Consider the following 16,144-nt stretch of genomic DNA (forward strand, 5'->3'; position numbering starts at 1 on the left):
AGTAAAGGGACCATATTGATCAATACGTTTATGACTAAAAGTCTTAATTAGGAAACGTAATATCAATCTCAAATGTATTTATATAACTCATACATATGTAAATCGTTTTTTGATACTAGTATGCTTAAAGAAATTTTTTCAGATGAAAAATCTTTATAGATGATGGATTCTATCTGGGAAAGTCTTTTAATCAATATTATTAAAAATGTATTTACTAGTGTTCACACCACAATTAGTTTTTTGATCTCGGATTTGAAAGTAATTCTTGTCAGGGATGTTACTTATAATGAAATTCATTTCTAGTTAGTTGAGACTACTCGTGATAATTGGATTAAGGAAGATAATTAGAGATTGAAACAATTCCAACCAGAGAACATTGTTATGGAATATAGATTTTCTTGCATGATGATTTTGTAATTTTTAATAACCCAATTCAATACCTTGAAAATTTCAATCTTTTAATTGAAAGTGTAAAATTTTTTGAGGGCGAATTTTATAATCAAGTTAGCCACTTTAGAAAAATGACAAAATAAAAACACCAAGACGTAAAAATCAGGTATCATTGGAGTTCTCACACAAACAATGAAAGAGGTTTTTCGTCTTGGTGCTAGAACAGAATATCATAAATCGTCCTAAAGGACATCATTTAACTGAAATTGAACGTGGAAAGATTGCTTCCTTTCATTCAATTGGCTACTCGAATCGCCAGATAGCTAAAGCTATCGGCGTTTCACCTCAGACTATTAATAATGAAATTAACAGAGGTACTGTTGAGCAGATCAAGAAAGTTAATGGTAAAGTTCAACACTTGAATTGCTACTTTCCTGACACTGCACATCAAAAGTATGTAAAGAACCGTAAGCTTTGCCATCGTCCTTCTAAATTCGACCAAGTCACAGCCTTTTTAGGCTTCTTTGTAAGCCAGTTCATAGATAATGGATGGTCACCTGATACGGCCGTTGGACGAGCTAAGAACGAAGAATTATTCTTAGTAGATGAAATGGTTTGTACTACTACACTTTACAAATATATTGATGAACAACGACTTGAAATCCGGAATATTGATCTGGTAGAAAAGTCAACTAGACCGACTAAGCAACATACTTCAAAAAAGCATAAGCGTCTACTTGGTCGTAGTATTGAGAAACGCCCTAAAAGTGTTGATAGCAGAGAATCCTTTGGGGACTTTGAGATAGACACGATTGTGGGCAAAAGAAATGGCCATGAGAGTGTCGTCTTAACGCTCATAGAGCGTAAGACACGCTTTGAAATAATGAGACTTATTGACGGTAGAGATGCCGACTCTGTAGATTATGCTATGAAAGAGATCATAAAGAACTATGGTGATCTTATCAATTCAATCACTGCAGACAATGGCCCTGAGTTCTCTAATCTATCATCTGATATGGCTGGCGTTGCGGATGTTTACTTCACACACCCATATACATCTTGTGAACGTGGAACAAATGAAGTACATAATCGAATGATACGTCGTGACTTGCCCAAAGGGCTGTCACTGGATACAGTCAGCCCAAAAGTAATAAGAGACATAGAATTTAAGCTCAACAATATGCCTAGAAAGTTATTGAACTATAAAACGCCACAAGAACTCTTTGCTAGTTCCTGTGGCGCTTAAAGACATATTTATAAACTTCAAATACTGATATCACTTGGATTCAATTTATTTTGTCCAAGTGGCTAACTTGTTATTGAAATTTTCGAAAATTTTTTGAGTTTTATTTAAACGGATGATGAGAGACTATTCTAGTTTTGCAAATCTGAATCATTATAATGTGCAGTGCATTTACAATGGTTATTGATGGGATTATGATTTATATTATCGATGAAAGTATCTAATTAATCACAATAAAACAATTCAATAATATAGTATAGTGACGAAAGTTTACGTTTTGGCTAGTTGTGAGCTGTATGAATAAATATTGAATTCAATTGGACTTTCTGTTTGTATGTATTTAGCTATTATAGTAGAAATAGGATTGCCTCAAGCTAATTAAAAATTTTAGTTTACTGGTTCAATCTAAAGGTATTCGAATTACCGATATGTTTTTATGAAGAAAATATCTATGAACGACACACTTCACTGGAAGATTAAGGGCAATAATAGTTAGATACCTGAATTTTAATTATATAATTAAATGGATTATGCAAAGTTTGTTTATATCGTCTGTAAAATAATCCGAATAATACGAATTAATTTATAGGGAACACACGGCCGTCGGGTAACATTGAAGTCCGGAAATATATTAATATTTGTCTTTAAAAAAACCTACAAATTATTTGCATATTTTGGTTGACGTATCGTTCTGTAATTGGTATTCTAATATACGTTGTCTCACAGATTACCAACTAGACCAATTTAAATGATTGAAATTAGTTGTTGACAGAGATGATGAGCAAATGGTATCATAATTAAGTTGTCGCTTGGCGATGACAATTCAACAAGAAATGCTGTTAAATCAATTTTCTTGTTGACATCATATTGTTTAAATGATATGATAATTAAACTATTAAGCTAGTTAATAGCTGGTAGACCTTTGAAAACTGAACAAAGTTTTAACACTAAAATTGTGTAGGCCAACATTTATTTGTTGGATTTACAACGAAGTCAATTCGCTAGTATTTTTATTTATGAGTCACAAACTTTTAATATGAGAGTTTGATCCTGGCTCAGGACGAACGCTGGCGGCATGCCTAATACATGCAAGTCGAACGAACCATCCTGATGATTGAAGCTTGCTTCATGATTCAGACCTTGGTGAGTGGCGGACGGGTGAGTAACACGTGGGTAACCTGCCCAGAAGTGGGGGATAACATTTGGAAACAAGTGCTAATACCGCATAACAACTTAGATCACATGATCTTTGTTTAAAAGATGGTTTTGCTATCTCTTCTGGATGGACCCGCGGCGTATTAGCTAGTTGGTGAGGTAATAGCTCACCAAGGCGATGATACGTAGCCGACCTGAGAGGGTAATCGGCCACATTGGGACTGAGACACGGCCCAAACTCCTACGGGAGGCAGCAGTAGGGAATCTTCCACAATGGACGAAAGTCTGATGGAGCAATGCCGCGTGAGTGAAGAAGGTTTTCGGATCGTAAAACTCTGTTGTTGAAGAAGAACATATGTGAGAGTAACTGTTCACGTACTGACGGTATTCAACCAGAAAGCCACGGCTAACTACGTGCCAGCAGCCGCGGTAATACGTAGGTGGCAAGCGTTGTCCGGATTTATTGGGCGTAAAGAGAATGTAGGCGGTTTATTAAGTTTGAAGTGAAAGCCCTCGGCTCAACCGAGGAAGTGCTTCGAAAACTGGTAAACTTGAGTGCAGAAGAGGAAAGTGGAACTCCATGTGTAGCGGTGGAATGCGTAGATATATGGAAGAACACCAGTGGCGAAGGCGGCTTTCTGGTCTGTAACTGACGCTGAGATTCGAAAGCATGGGTAGCAAACAGGATTAGATACCCTGGTAGTCCATGCCGTAAACGATGAGTGCTAAGTGTTGGAGGGTTTCCGCCCTTCAGTGCTGCAGCTAACGCATTAAGCACTCCGCCTGGGGAGTACGATCGCAAGATTGAAACTCAAAGGAATTGACGGGGGCCCGCACAAGCGGTGGAGCATGTGGTTTAATTCGAAGCAACGCGAAGAACCTTACCAGGTCTTGACATACCATGAAAAGCTTAGAGATAAGTCTTTCCCTTCGGGGACATGGATACAGGTGGTGCATGGTTGTCGTCAGCTCGTGTCGTGAGATGTTGGGTTAAGTCCCGCAACGAGCGCAACCCTTATTATCAGTTGCCAGCATTCAGTTGGGCACTCTGGTGAGACTGCCGGTGATAAACCGGAGGAAGGTGGGGACGACGTCAAATCATCATGCCCCTTATGACCTGGGCTACACACGTGCTACAATGGTCGGTACAACGTGCTGCGAACTCGCGAGGGCAAGCAAATCACTTAAAACCGATCTCAGTTCGGATTGTAGGCTGCAACTCGCCTACATGAAGCTGGAATCGCTAGTAATCGCGGATCAGCATGCCGCGGTGAATACGTTCCCGGGCCTTGTACACACCGCCCGTCACACCATGAGAGTTTGTAACACCCAAAGTCGGTGGGGTAACCCTTCGGGGAACTAGCCGCCTAAGGTGGGACAAATGATTAGGGTGAAGTCGTAACAAGGTAGCCGTAGGAGAACCTGCGGCTGGATCACCTCCTTTCTAAGGATATGGTACTTTGGTACCAACGGAAATACACAATTGTTAAAACTTTGTTTAGTTTTGAGGGGTCTACCCTCAAACTCGTACCTTGAAAACTGGATATTAAGAATTAATGAATTAAAGAAACACCGAAAACTGCGCGGCAATCTTTTTGATTGCCAGCTGTGACGAAAGTCATGGCAAATTGTTTTAAATTACTTTTTGTAATTTAATTTAGGTTAAGTTATAAAGGGCGCACGGTGGATGCCTAGGCACTAGGAGCCGATGAAGGACGTAACTAACGACGATACGCCTCGGGGAGCTGTAAGTAAGCTTTGATCCGGGGATTTCCGAATGGGGGAACCCAAATATCGTAATGGATATTTACTTGCCTGTGAATACATAGCAGTCAAGAGGAACACGCAATGAACTGAAACATCTAAGTAGTTGCAGGAAGAGAAAGAAAATTCGATTCCCTGAGTAGCGGCGAGCGAAACGGGAATAGCCCAAACTAAAGAGCTTGCTCTTTAGGGTTGTAGGACTGATGTTGTGAGAACAAAAGGTTATGATAGTCGAACAAGTTGGAAAACTTGGCCAAAGAGAGTGAAAGCCTCGTAAACGAAATCTGATCCACTCCATTCAGTATCCTGAGTACGGCGGAACACGAGAAACTCCGTCGGAATCCGGGAGGACCATCTCCCAAGGCTAAATACTCCCTAGTGACCGATAGTGAACCAGTACCGTGAGGGAAAGGTGAAAAGTACCCCGGAAGGGGAGTGAAATAGATCCTGAAACCGTGTGCCTACAAGTAGTCAGAGTCCGTTTATGGATGATGGCGTGCCTTTTGTAGAATGAACCGGCGAGTTACGTTAACATGCAAGGTTAAGATGAAAAGTCGGAGCCGTAGCGAAAGCGAGTCTGAATAGGGCGACTAAGTATGTTGATGTAGACCCGAAACCAAGTGACCTATCCATGTCCAGGTTGAAGATGCGGTAAAACGCATTGGAGGACCGAACTCGTGTATGTTGAAAAATGCTGAGATGAGATGTGGATAGCGGTGAAATTCCAAACGAACTTGGAGATAGCTGGTTCTCTCCGAAATAGCTTTAGGGTTAGCCTCGAGGTTTAGGATCGTGGAGGTAGAGCACTGTTTGGACTAGGGGCCCGTCTTGGGTTACTGAATTCAGATAAACTCCGAATACCATTGATCTTTACTCGGGAGTCAGACGATGAGTGATAAGATCCACCGTCGAAAGGGAAACAGCCCAGATCACCAGTTAAGGTCCCAAAATTCATGCTAAGTGGAAAAGGATGTGGAAACGCATAGACAACTAGGATGTTGGCTTAGAAGCAGCCATTCATTCAAAGAGTGCGTAATAGCTCACTAGTCGAGTGATTCTGCGCCGAAAATGTACCGGGGCTAAGCATGATACCGAAACTGTGGATGTGTCGTAAGACACGTGGTAGGAGAGCGTTGTAATTGCATTGAAGCCATACCGTGAGGAGTGGTGGAGTGATTAGAAGTGAGAATGCCGGTATGAGTAACGAAAGACCAGTGAGAATCTGGTCGGCCGTAAGACTAAGGTTTCCTGGGGAAGGCTCGTCCTCCCAGGGTTAGTCGGGGCCTAAGATGAGGCCGAAAGGCGTAATCGATGGATAACAGGTTGATATTCCTGTACTAGTTTATTTTGTTTGAACGATGGAAGGACGCAGGAGGATGATGTGTGCACGCTGATGGATATGCGTGTCCAAGCAGTAAGTCTTGATATGAGTCAAATGCTTATATCTCTAAGGACAAGCTGTGATGGGGAGTGAAATTTTAGTAACGAAGCACAATAACTCACACTGCCAAGAAAAGTTCCTAGTTAGAAATAAACTACCCGTACCGCAAACCGACACAGGTAGTCGAGGAGAGTATCCTAAGGTCAGCGAGTGAACTCTCGTTAAGGAACTCGGCAAAATGACCCCGTAACTTCGGGAGAAGGGGTGCTGGTGTAACAGCCAGCCGCAGTGAATAGGCCCAAACAACTGTTTATCAAAAACACAGGTCTATGCTAAATCGTAAGATGACGTATATGGGCTGACGCCTGCCCGGTGCTGGAAGGTTAAGAGGATCAGTTAGCTTTTGCGAAGCTGAGAATTGAAGCCCCAGTAAACGGCGGCCGTAACTATAACGGTCCTAAGGTAGCGAAATTCCTTGTCGGGTAAGTTCCGACCCGCACGAAAGGCGTAATGATTTGGGCACTGTCTCAACGAGAGACTCGGTGAAATTATAATACCCGTGAAGATGCGGGTTACCCGCGACAGGACGGAAAGACCCCATGGAGCTTTACTGTAGCTTGATATTGAGTTTTTGTGTGACATGTACAGGATAGGTAGGAGCCGTTGATCTCGGAACGCTAGTTTCGAGGGAGGCATTGGTGGGATACTACCCTTGTTATATGAAAACTCTAACCTACATCACTTAGCGTGGTGAGGGACAGTGTCTGGTGGGCAGTTTGACTGGGGCGGTCGCCTCCTAAAATGTAACGGAGGCGCTCAAAGGTTCGCTCAGAATGGTTGGAAATCATTCGTAGAATGTAAAGGCATAAGCGAGCTTGACTGCGAGACTGACAAGTCGAGCAGGGACGAAAGTCGGACTTAGTGATCCGGTGGTACCATATGGAAGGGCCATCGCTCAACGGATAAAAGCTACCCTGGGGATAACAGGCTTATCTCCCCCAAGAGTTCACATCGACGGGGAGGTTTGGCACCTCGATGTCGGCTCATCGCATCCTGGGGCTGTAGTCGGTCCCAAGGGTTGGGCTGTTCGCCCATTAAAGCGGTACGCGAGCTGGGTTCAGAACGTCGTGAGACAGTTCGGTCCCTATCCGTCGCGGGCGTAGGAAATTTGAGAGGAGCTGTCCTTAGTACGAGAGGACCGGGATGGACATACCTCTGGTGTACCAGTTGTGCCGCCAGGCGCATCGCTGGGTAGCTACGTATGGACGGGATAAACGCTGAAAGCATCTAAGTGTGAAGCCCCCCTCGAGATGAGATTTCCCATTCCTTTATGGAAGTAAGATCCGTTAGAGAATATGACGTAGATAGGCTGCGGGTGGAAGTGTAGCGATACATGGAGCTGAGCAGTACTAATAGATCGAGGACTTAACCGAGTAAGAGTTTACAGCAGTTTGAAGTGTTTCAATTTTAATTCATAGTCTTAATATCTAGTTTTGAAGGTACGAGCAACAATAGTGTGGTGGCGATAGCGAGAAGGATACACCTGTTCCCATGCCGAACACAGAAGTTAAGCTTCTCCACGCCGAAAGTAGTTGGTGGGAAACTACCCGCGAGGATAGGTAGCTGCCACGCTAATGGTAAAGGGATCAACTTAGGTTGATTCCTTTTTTTGTGTCTTTAAAAAATGTTTTTTCAGAAATTATTAATATAATTTTTCAAAGTATTTATTTCAAATTAGCCAATGTGTCTATTTTAAGGAGCTTTTTATTTGGAAAATAAAAAGCCTTCAAAAATATCTTATTATTCCCTATGAAACAATGGTTAGCTTCTTCAAAAAGATTGATTCTTTCAACCTAATTTTTTACTTTTTATGAAAATTGTTTTTTTCTGAATTAAGGAACGCTCAAGGACTATACTTATTTAAAATAAGGCGTAAAATAACTTATTGGTATAGATAATAAAATATATTCATATTTCTATAAATATCTTGTCTATTTATTTAAGTTCTGAAACATTGTAGGTTACTTATTTAGGAAAATATTTATGATAATATAAATAAAAATTATAAAACTTTGGATATATTCTATTATAATAGAACTAATTATATCTATGGGGGTGGAGTTCTTGGATAGCTTTACTGACTTATTTTTATCAAAGTCCGAAATTGAAAAAATACAATTATTTAATAAAATAAAGTTAATAAGAACTAATCAATTAGCTAGTGCAGATCTTATTGGAACATATCGTAATCGTGATATTAAGGTAAAGGATATTAACTTACGAAAAGCTGCCTATCAAATGAATAAGAGTTACGGCAGTGTCTACAATACTTTTTTGGGGATTCAAGAAGATTTCAAACGAATCTTGAAGAAGAGCAAGTATTCGACTGAAGAGATGTTTGACGTTACCAGAGATGCTTATCATGCTTATTTAACGACTAATTCTGATGGTTATCTATTTTTAGATGCGATTGTAAAAGAAAAAGAAAGTTCATTTAAACATTTTTATCAAACACTTGATAGTAGTAAGGCAACAGTTTTACGTCATTTAAAGCCAATGAGAGGTTATTTAAAGCGTTTCGGTGTCAGAATAGCTTATGAACCAATGCGCTTTGTAGGTGATGAGGAATCAATTCGTTTGGCTATTGCGGCGTTATATTGGAATGCCACTAGGGGATATGTATGGCCATTTGAAGATTTTACACAGAAGACAGCTTTTAAAGTCGTTGATATTGCTTTGGACAAATATCGTCTCAAACCAACTAATCATATTACTAAGACTTTTTATGCTTATGTTGTCATGGCTCATTTGTACCGTATTTTGGCAGGTAATCATGTTAAAAATATGGATGCTTTGAATGTTATCAATTATCCTTTCCCTAATATTTTTGAAAGCGCCGGTTCAATGCTTGAGGGAGATACCGGTAGCAAAAAAGTTCGCGAATTGAAGCGTGCTATTAAAGAAGATGTTAGTTATGAGGAGCAAATGTTCCAATCAGCTGACTTTTATATTCTATTGATGTGTGTTCCAGCCACTTTTGAGGTTTCAGAAGATTATCTTCAATCTGTTTCTAAACAATTGGTTAGATATAATCCATTGTTTGCTAACTTTATTGATGATTTCTTGGAGTTAATTCCAATTGATGTTGAACAAACAATCTCTGACATGGCGATGTCACATAGTGAATTTTTGAGATATAAATATAATTTAACTACATGTATTATTGGTGTTCTAGCATTAGATCACAATTATATTGAGATTTTGAATCTATATTCAGGTTTTGGTGATGCTATTAGTAAATTAAATGATGAGGGATTAGAGAGCAAAATTTATTCAACTGTCCAACATTTAATGCTTCGTGATAAGTATCAATCATTGGATGGAAAAACAAAACAAATTTCAGAAGCTATTTATGCAATCGCATATAGATTCTTCTCACTTTATAATAAGAATATTCAAGTTAAAGTTTATCTTGAATTAGAATCATTCTTCCTAGTTTATTCAGACTTATCAGTGACATTACAATCATTACCATACGCTAAGATTGTCAGTGATCCTACAGAGGCTGATATTATTGTTACAGCTAATAGTGCTAATCCACCCGAAGATCAAATGGGAAAAGATGTATGTATCTATCGTTGGATGTATAACGGTGTAGATGGACAAATGGGCGGTTTATTAAACTTAATTTATAAAATCTGGACGGAAGAGAAAGTTAACGAAAATCCAAATCTTTAGTGAAAAAAGTTGCAACAAATTTCAGAATATATTATGATGAGACTTGTGCGATGAGTCGAGAGCCGTCGAATTAGGACGGCACTTATGAAGGTAGGGTATCGAGCACTACTCACCGGATTTGTGAGGGATATCTATAGAAACTGGATGTGAACCGGAATCTATTTACTCATTTTGAGTACTACCAAAAAAACCATGGTTAATTTATACCATGGTTTTTTTTATAGGAAAATTTATAGAAGAGGTGAAAAAATGCGAGCACAAAGAATGTGGTTACTACTTTTAAATATTGCGTTTAATTTGGTAATGGGTTTTATTTTACCAGTTAATACAATTTTTATTCATAAAAATTTGCATGAATCCTTGGTAACGGCGGGATTTACATTAATGGTTTATTCAGCCTTTATGATGATTGGAAATGCCATGGGTGGCGTTATGTTCGATTGTTTCTCTAAACGTGGTACTTTATACATTGGTTACATAATTTCTATTGTATCTTTGTTAGGTATGTCAGTTCATCATGTTTGGCCAACATATGCTATTATGCTATTTATTTTAGGATTCGGAATGGGACTAATTTATACGGCAGTTAACGCTTATACAGCTTTTGTGGCGGAACAAATGTCGGGGAATAGTCGAGTAATCTTTAATAATATGTATTTAGCATCAAATATTGGTATTGCCGTGGGTTCAACTGCAGTTGGATTCATATTCAAGTGGAGCATTTTCTTTACTTTCTTTATACCAATGTTGTTATTTGTTTTGAGCTCAATTATTTTACTATTTAAGGCTAATTTATTGGAACACGTTTCAGAACACGATGATTCTGATGAATTAACTAGTTACGATAATGATAACGTTGATCCAAAAATTGAAATTGGATCAGGACGGTTCAAATTAAATCTTTTCATTATCTGTGCATCAATCTTTATCGTTTGGTTAGGCTACTCACAATGGGACAGCAACTTGTCTGCTTACATGCTTAATCAAGGATACACAACACGTGAATACGGACTTGTCTTTACTATTAATGCTGGCTCGTTGTTAATTATTCAACCAGTTATGAATCGTGTCATCTCAAAAATATTTAAACTTTTAAAGTATCAAATTTTTATTGGAACTGTAATCATGGGTTCATCTTTCTTGCTATTACCAGGAGCTAAGACTTATTTAGCATTTGTAACTAGTATGTTGGTTTTAACGGTTGGCGAATCAATGGTCTTTCCAACTATTCCAGCTTTATTGAGTAAGATGTCGACGAATAAGAATCGTGGAACTTTCCAAAGCTTCTATAGTATCTTTGGTTCTTTGGGACGTGCAGTTGGTCCTTATGCTGGTAGTTTGATTATTACAGCACTATCATTCTCGACATTATTTGTCGGTATTACTATATCAATGATTATCGTAGCTGTGGCTATGATAGGCGTTAAAGAATTAGCGTAAGTGAGGGAATATCATGATAATTTTACTTTTGATATTGTTATTACTAGTCGTTCTAATTTTGAACGCCTTTTTTTTATTCATTCAAAAAAGAGGCTCAAAGGCTTTGGGAGCGGAAGCTCCGAAAGTTAAAATGGATGAAGGATTAGTTGAACAAACAGAAAAATATTTAAAAAAACCAAAACAAGAATGGCAAATAAATTCGAAATTTAATCACAGTAAGTTGTATGGATGGTTCACCGATAATAAAAGTTCTACAACGGTTATTTTGGTTCACGGATTTGGAGTAGATCATAAATCGTTGGATGTTCACGCTCAATTATTTGATAAATTAGGCTTTAATACATTACAAATTGATAATCAGGCTGCTGGTAAAAGTGAAGGTAAGTATCTAGGTTTTGGTCATATTGAGAGTTTAGATCTATTAGAATGGATCAAAGAAGTTAATGATAAACATCCTGATAGTAAAATTATTTTATTTGGTGCATCTATGGGTGCGGCTACTGTTATGTTGACGACACAGTATCAATTGCCAAAGAATGTTAAACTGGTGATTGAAGATTCTGGATATACGAGTGCTTCGAACATCTTGAGTTATCACTGTCAAAAAAGGTATCATATTAAAGGTAGATATTTGATTAAGGGAATTTCACTAGTCTCAAAAATACGAGCTAGTTTTTCATATGCACAGGCAGATTGTACAAAGGCTTTGGCTAAAAATACGTTACCAATTTTGTTTATGCATGGAAAAAATGATTTTACTGTACCATTTGAAATGCGTGAAAAGTTATTAACATGTGGAAAATTCCCGAGAGAATCTTATGAAAGTCAAGGGGTTCATATACGGAGCTACTACGTCGATTCTAAAAAATATCAAGGTGCTGTGGAAAACTTTTTGAAATTGTACCTCTAGGAGAAAATAATGAAAATTAAAGTTACTGATTTTATCGAAAATATTCAAGATGAAAAATTTAAACAAACTAAACTAAATATAAGCAAGGATGATTTACTACAAGAAGATCTTTGGTCATTAAATAAAGCTAAAGAACAGTTGGAAAAAGATTTAACTGATAATGAGCTTTCACAAGTGATTATTCATGTTGCCGATGCGGAATTTCCAATTGATTTTTATTTAGAAACTGGAATTATCAATTTACCATTTGCTGACGCTAAGAAAGTAACACATTTTTTTGATGATGATGCTGAAGTTGAAACAAAAATTTATCTCTCAACTAGTTGTGATTACTTGAATGCCTCTAAGTTCCATATTGATTTAATTTCTGAAAATAGCTTAAAAAATGATGAAATAAAGCACACAATGGATATAATGAAAGGGAACTATGAAACTTCTTTAGAGAATTTCTCTAAAAAAGATGAAGACGAAAAAGAGGAAAAATAATGAATTCAATGCTACTACTTTTAGTAATGGGAGTAGGAGCTGGAGTTCTTGGTGCAATTTTGGGGATTGGTGGCGGAATGATCATTACGCCAGTTCTAACTATTATGATGGGATTAGATATTAAGTATGCGATTGGTGCTAGTATCATCTCAGTTATTGCAACAAGTTCTGGCTCTACAATTGCGTACTTAAAAGACGACATGTTAAATTTGCGTGTGGCCATGTTCTTGGAAATTGCAACAACTGTTGGTGCCATCATGGGTGCCTTGTTAGTAGGTGTATTTTCCAGTAATTTCTTATATGTCTTATTTGGATTCTTCTTACTTTACTCAACTTACAATATGATTCGTAAGTTAATGGATAAAAAAGGTGAAAGTGTTTATACCGGTCACGATCCAATTGTCGATAAGTTTAAATTATCGAGTACTTATTATGATAAAGCGGAGCAAAAACAGATTGATTATTCAATGAAAAATGTTCCGGGTGGATTTATCATGATGTGGGCTGCTGGATTAGCTAGTGGTTTGTTGGGTATTGGTAGTGGTGCTTTTAAAGTTATCGCTATGGATACAATCATGAAAATGCCTTTAAAACCATCAAGTGCTACAAGTAATTTGATGATGGGTGTTACTGCTGCAGCTAGTGCGACAGTATATTTCTTTAATGGTTCAATTCGTCCCGATATTGCTGCGCCATTGGCAATTGGTGTTTTAGTTGGGGCAACAATTGGTGCCCGTTTAATGCAAGTCTTAAAGCCAAGGATCATCAGAATGATTTTTATTCCTATTATTCTTTACATGGGAGTACAAATGGCTCTTAAAGGATTTGGGGTGAATATCTAATGAATAATAATACACATGAAGAAACACGACAGGTTGAATTAGTAATTGGAAAAATTTTACGTATCGGTGTGGTCACTTCAGCAATCGTTATTTTAATAGGTATGGCCTTATACTTTATGGGTGGCAGTGGTTATGCTTCAGGTGAATTTCCACGTCGATTTATGGCAATCTTTGCTGGAGTTGCGGCTGGAAAATCATATGCTGTTATTATGCTAGGTGTTTTTCTACTTATTTTGACACCAGTATTACGAGTAGTTGTTTCAATATATGCTTTTTATAAGGAGCATGATAATTTATATGTAATTATTACTACGATCGTTTTGGTAATCTTAATCTTTGCCATGTTTATGGGATATCGTAGTTAGAGAACAATTGTAGTCTAAAAAGGAGTGTTCATATGGACCCACATTGTGTGGATCGATATGAGCACTCCTTTTATTATTGCAAACGTATATTTCAGTAAGAATTGGGAGATTCTCATGCTTTATTTTTATTTGAAAGGGAGTCGATTAGTGACCATGATATCGTACCCTTATAGATTCCAGCCTTGTTGCCTTTTTTCGCCGATAATAATATTCCACTATTATCAGTCCACGTATCAGCAATATTTTTGACTTGAGTATCATCAGTATCCTTTACATGTGTAGCAACGGGAAATTCTTTGTCAATATCATGATCTTTTCCATTAGCATCTCGATAAAATAAGTTACCTAATAATTTATTTTTATCCTCTGAAACTAAATCACTGGCTTTGGCCTGAACAGACCATTGGCTTCCTTTTTCTCGACTATCAACAACATTAATTTGCCATTTTCCAAGTCGTGGTAAGATTTCGTCAATGAAGGAGCCATTAATAGGTTTGAAAGAGACTATATTTTGTACGTAGTCAAACGCTAAATTACCACCAACAGTGATTTGACGTGTGCTAGTATTCCCGTCTTGATCTTTGACGTAAAAAGAAGCAGTATTGATTTTGTCTAACGAATAACTGGCTATAGGAAGTTCAAAATTACCAGATAAATCAGCAGTAATACTTTGTGTTTCTGTAGAATTATTATTTAATTTTTGATAAACTGTCAGGTTTTGATAGTAAGGATTATTATTGCTACCAGCATAGGTTACTTGTGCTGGAATATAAACATCTTGATTTTCTTTCACTTTAATAATATTAGGTGAGTCACTATATAGATTTAATTTTCTATATCTAATTTTGAATGGAATAGTGTTAGCATCGGTAATAAGATTATCACCTTCAAAGGAAGCATGAGCCGCAGGAACAGTCAAAGTTTCCGTGGCATTTTTTTCAGTTTTACCATGTAATTCAATAATAGCAGTTCTACTTTCAGGTGTGAGTTTATCGGGTAAGAGAAAGTTAAGTTTAGTGGCGTTAGAGTTGCTAAAGACACTTGGATTTATTTGATGTGGTTTATTGTCTGCTGAATTTGGATAAGTTATTGTACCACTAGTGAATTTAATATGGTCAGGGACATCTACCTTTGTACTAATTTTGTCCCAATTTTTAGTCCAACCTTTATAGTTTAATGTGTAAGTATATCTAATATCACTATTGGGATCGACAGTGTTATTACTTTCAGTAATTTCAGTTCCACCTTGAGAATCATCATAAATAGCTGGAACTGCCTCAGCATCAACGAAAGAGGGGATAGATTCGAAGACTAATAAGTTGTTCTCAGAATATTTACCGGTAGAACCGGTAAATCCCCAATAAAGTTTAGTGTTATTTTCTGTCAGTCCAAAATTCTTTGTATCAATATTGAAGGATGTTTGAACTACTTGATTAGGGTCAGTAATGGGGATTCCTGATTTGGGATCCTTATCATTGTAAGCATAAGTTATAGTTCCTTGTGAGTGGTCGGTATCACTTTTAGGCGTCCAAGTGATAGTGACATGATGCCACTTTCCGTCTACTAAATTGGAGTGGAGTTTATAATTTTTTCCATGATCCATGGTAAAGAATCCAGGGTAGTCGCCATCACTTTTATAAGTGGTTGCTAATGCGGGATAATTACCGGCAATGTGACGATCACCGTTATTTCCATCTCCAACGTTCAAATCGAAAGAAACCCCTTCACCAGTACCACCAATACTTGGTTTATACCGATTGACAAAAGTATCGAATTCTAAGGCCCAACTTTTTTGAATAGCAGTTTTGGCGAGCCTATCCGGAAAGCTTTGATTTTCGTGATCCCAATCAGCTCCCCAAACACCTAGGGCTTGTCCATTAACAGGAATTCCATCCGCGGAAAGTGCAATCGAGTTCTCTTTGTTTTTGTCATTTTGAAGAACAAAGGCCATACCATCACCAACAAATCCCGTAGAGCTAGTAGCGGGTCCAAAGTAAAGCCACATCGATGCCCTTTGGGGATGTTGAATATCAAAATAATTATCAGAATTCATGTTACTCCAAACGGCCCCAGTTTGATATTTATCATTAGTCATTTTGATGACACTGGTTCCTTTAGTATTGGGATCGGGATTAGTCGACTGAGTAATTTGAGCATTATTAGTCATACTTGAATTAAACATGTTATTTGAAGGTACGATGACAGGTCTACGTAATCGTTTTTCAGCCGCCGCTTGGAAGTTAGCAACGACGAAGGCGTCATTATTCCAATTTAAACCTTTGGGTGCTGTTGACAAAGCATTTTCATAATCTTTATTGTCATCAGCTCTAGCTATTTGAACGTAGGTAAATGAATAAATTATGAATAGAAATGTTGCTCCGATAAAGATTAATAATAGTTGTTTCAAACCATTATAATTAGTCATGAATA

8 protein-coding genes and 3 rRNA genes are annotated in these 16,144 nt (G+C 37.8%); 10 read left to right on the forward strand and 1 reads right to left on the reverse strand.

All coding sequences use genetic code 11. From position 1 onward, the window contains the following. Positions 1–601 precede the first annotated feature (601 nt). The 10 genes from ACI6PB_RS00140 (at position 602) to ACI6PB_RS00185 (ending at position 13,714) form a co-directional block, all read left to right on the forward strand. Positions 602–1,636 (forward strand): IS30 family transposase, encoded by a 1,035-nt coding sequence (locus ACI6PB_RS00140; RefSeq protein WP_059075255.1) that lies wholly within the window; start codon positions 602–604, stop codon positions 1,634–1,636. A gap of 1,029 nt (positions 1,637–2,665) precedes the next feature. Continuing rightward, positions 2,666–4,232: ribosomal RNA gene (locus ACI6PB_RS00145) — 16S ribosomal RNA — on the forward strand. A gap of 216 nt (positions 4,233–4,448) precedes the next feature. Continuing rightward, a 23S ribosomal RNA gene (locus ACI6PB_RS00150) occupies positions 4,449–7,366 on the forward strand. An 82-nt stretch (positions 7,367–7,448) separates the two neighbouring features. After that, positions 7,449–7,565 (forward strand): 5S ribosomal RNA (gene rrf, locus ACI6PB_RS00155). Together the 16S, 23S and 5S rRNA genes form the textbook arrangement of a ribosomal RNA operon. 483 nt (positions 7,566–8,048) lie before the next feature. Next, the gene (locus ACI6PB_RS00160; RefSeq protein ID WP_235700329.1) at positions 8,049–9,671 is read left to right on the forward strand and encodes a helix-turn-helix domain-containing protein; all 1,623 of its coding nucleotides are present in this window, start codon (positions 8,049–8,051) and stop codon (positions 9,669–9,671) included. Between the two features lie 249 nt (positions 9,672–9,920). Beyond that, the gene (locus ACI6PB_RS00165) at positions 9,921–11,111 is read left to right on the forward strand and encodes an MFS transporter (RefSeq protein ID WP_025086078.1); all 1,191 of its coding nucleotides are present in this window, start codon (positions 9,921–9,923) and stop codon (positions 11,109–11,111) included. 13 nt (positions 11,112–11,124) lie between these two features. Continuing rightward, positions 11,125–12,021: an alpha/beta hydrolase gene (locus ACI6PB_RS00170; protein ID WP_404327557.1), complete on the forward strand. Its 897-nt coding sequence runs from the start codon at positions 11,125–11,127 to the stop codon at positions 12,019–12,021. Between the two features lie 9 nt (positions 12,022–12,030). Next, entirely contained in the window at positions 12,031–12,507 is a 477-nt protein-coding gene (locus tag ACI6PB_RS00175) for a hypothetical protein (protein ID WP_025086080.1), read from the forward strand. After that, the gene (locus ACI6PB_RS00180; protein ID WP_034544395.1) at positions 12,507–13,349 is read left to right on the forward strand and encodes a sulfite exporter TauE/SafE family protein; all 843 of its coding nucleotides are present in this window, start codon (positions 12,507–12,509) and stop codon (positions 13,347–13,349) included. The genes ACI6PB_RS00175 and ACI6PB_RS00180 overlap by 1 nt, the downstream gene beginning before the upstream one ends. Beyond that, a complete protein-coding gene (locus ACI6PB_RS00185; protein WP_025086082.1) occupies positions 13,349–13,714 on the forward strand; it encodes a DUF1634 domain-containing protein in 366 nt (121 codons plus the stop codon). The genes ACI6PB_RS00180 and ACI6PB_RS00185 overlap by 1 nt, the downstream gene beginning before the upstream one ends. A 112-nt stretch (positions 13,715–13,826) precedes the next feature. On the opposite strand, the gene ACI6PB_RS00190 is transcribed toward ACI6PB_RS00185, so the two are convergent. Beyond that, the gene (locus ACI6PB_RS00190) at positions 13,827–16,139 is read right to left on the reverse strand and encodes a lectin-like domain-containing protein (RefSeq protein ID WP_404327558.1); all 2,313 of its coding nucleotides are present in this window, start codon (positions 16,137–16,139) and stop codon (positions 13,827–13,829) included. Between the last annotated feature and the right edge of the window lie 5 nt (positions 16,140–16,144).

Source organism: Companilactobacillus paralimentarius, from assembly GCF_963227125.1.
In the GTDB taxonomy this organism is placed as follows: domain Bacteria; phylum Bacillota; class Bacilli; order Lactobacillales; family Lactobacillaceae; genus Companilactobacillus; species Companilactobacillus paralimentarius.

Coding starts and splice junctions, on each gene's coding strand:
- ACI6PB_RS00165 (WP_025086078.1), top strand. CDS start 9,921: ATGCGAGCACAAAGAATGTGGTTACTACTTTTAAATATTGCGTTTAAT.
- ACI6PB_RS00170 (WP_404327557.1), top strand. CDS start 11,125: ATGATAATTTTACTTTTGATATTGTTATTACTAGTCGTTCTAATTTTG.
- ACI6PB_RS00175 (WP_025086080.1), top strand. CDS start 12,031: ATGAAAATTAAAGTTACTGATTTTATCGAAAATATTCAAGATGAAAAA.
- ACI6PB_RS00180 (WP_034544395.1), top strand. CDS start 12,507: ATGAATTCAATGCTACTACTTTTAGTAATGGGAGTAGGAGCTGGAGTT.
- ACI6PB_RS00185 (WP_025086082.1), top strand. CDS start 13,349: ATGAATAATAATACACATGAAGAAACACGACAGGTTGAATTAGTAATT.
- ACI6PB_RS00190 (WP_404327558.1), bottom strand. CDS start 16,139: ATGACTAATTATAATGGTTTGAAACAACTATTATTAATCTTTATCGGA.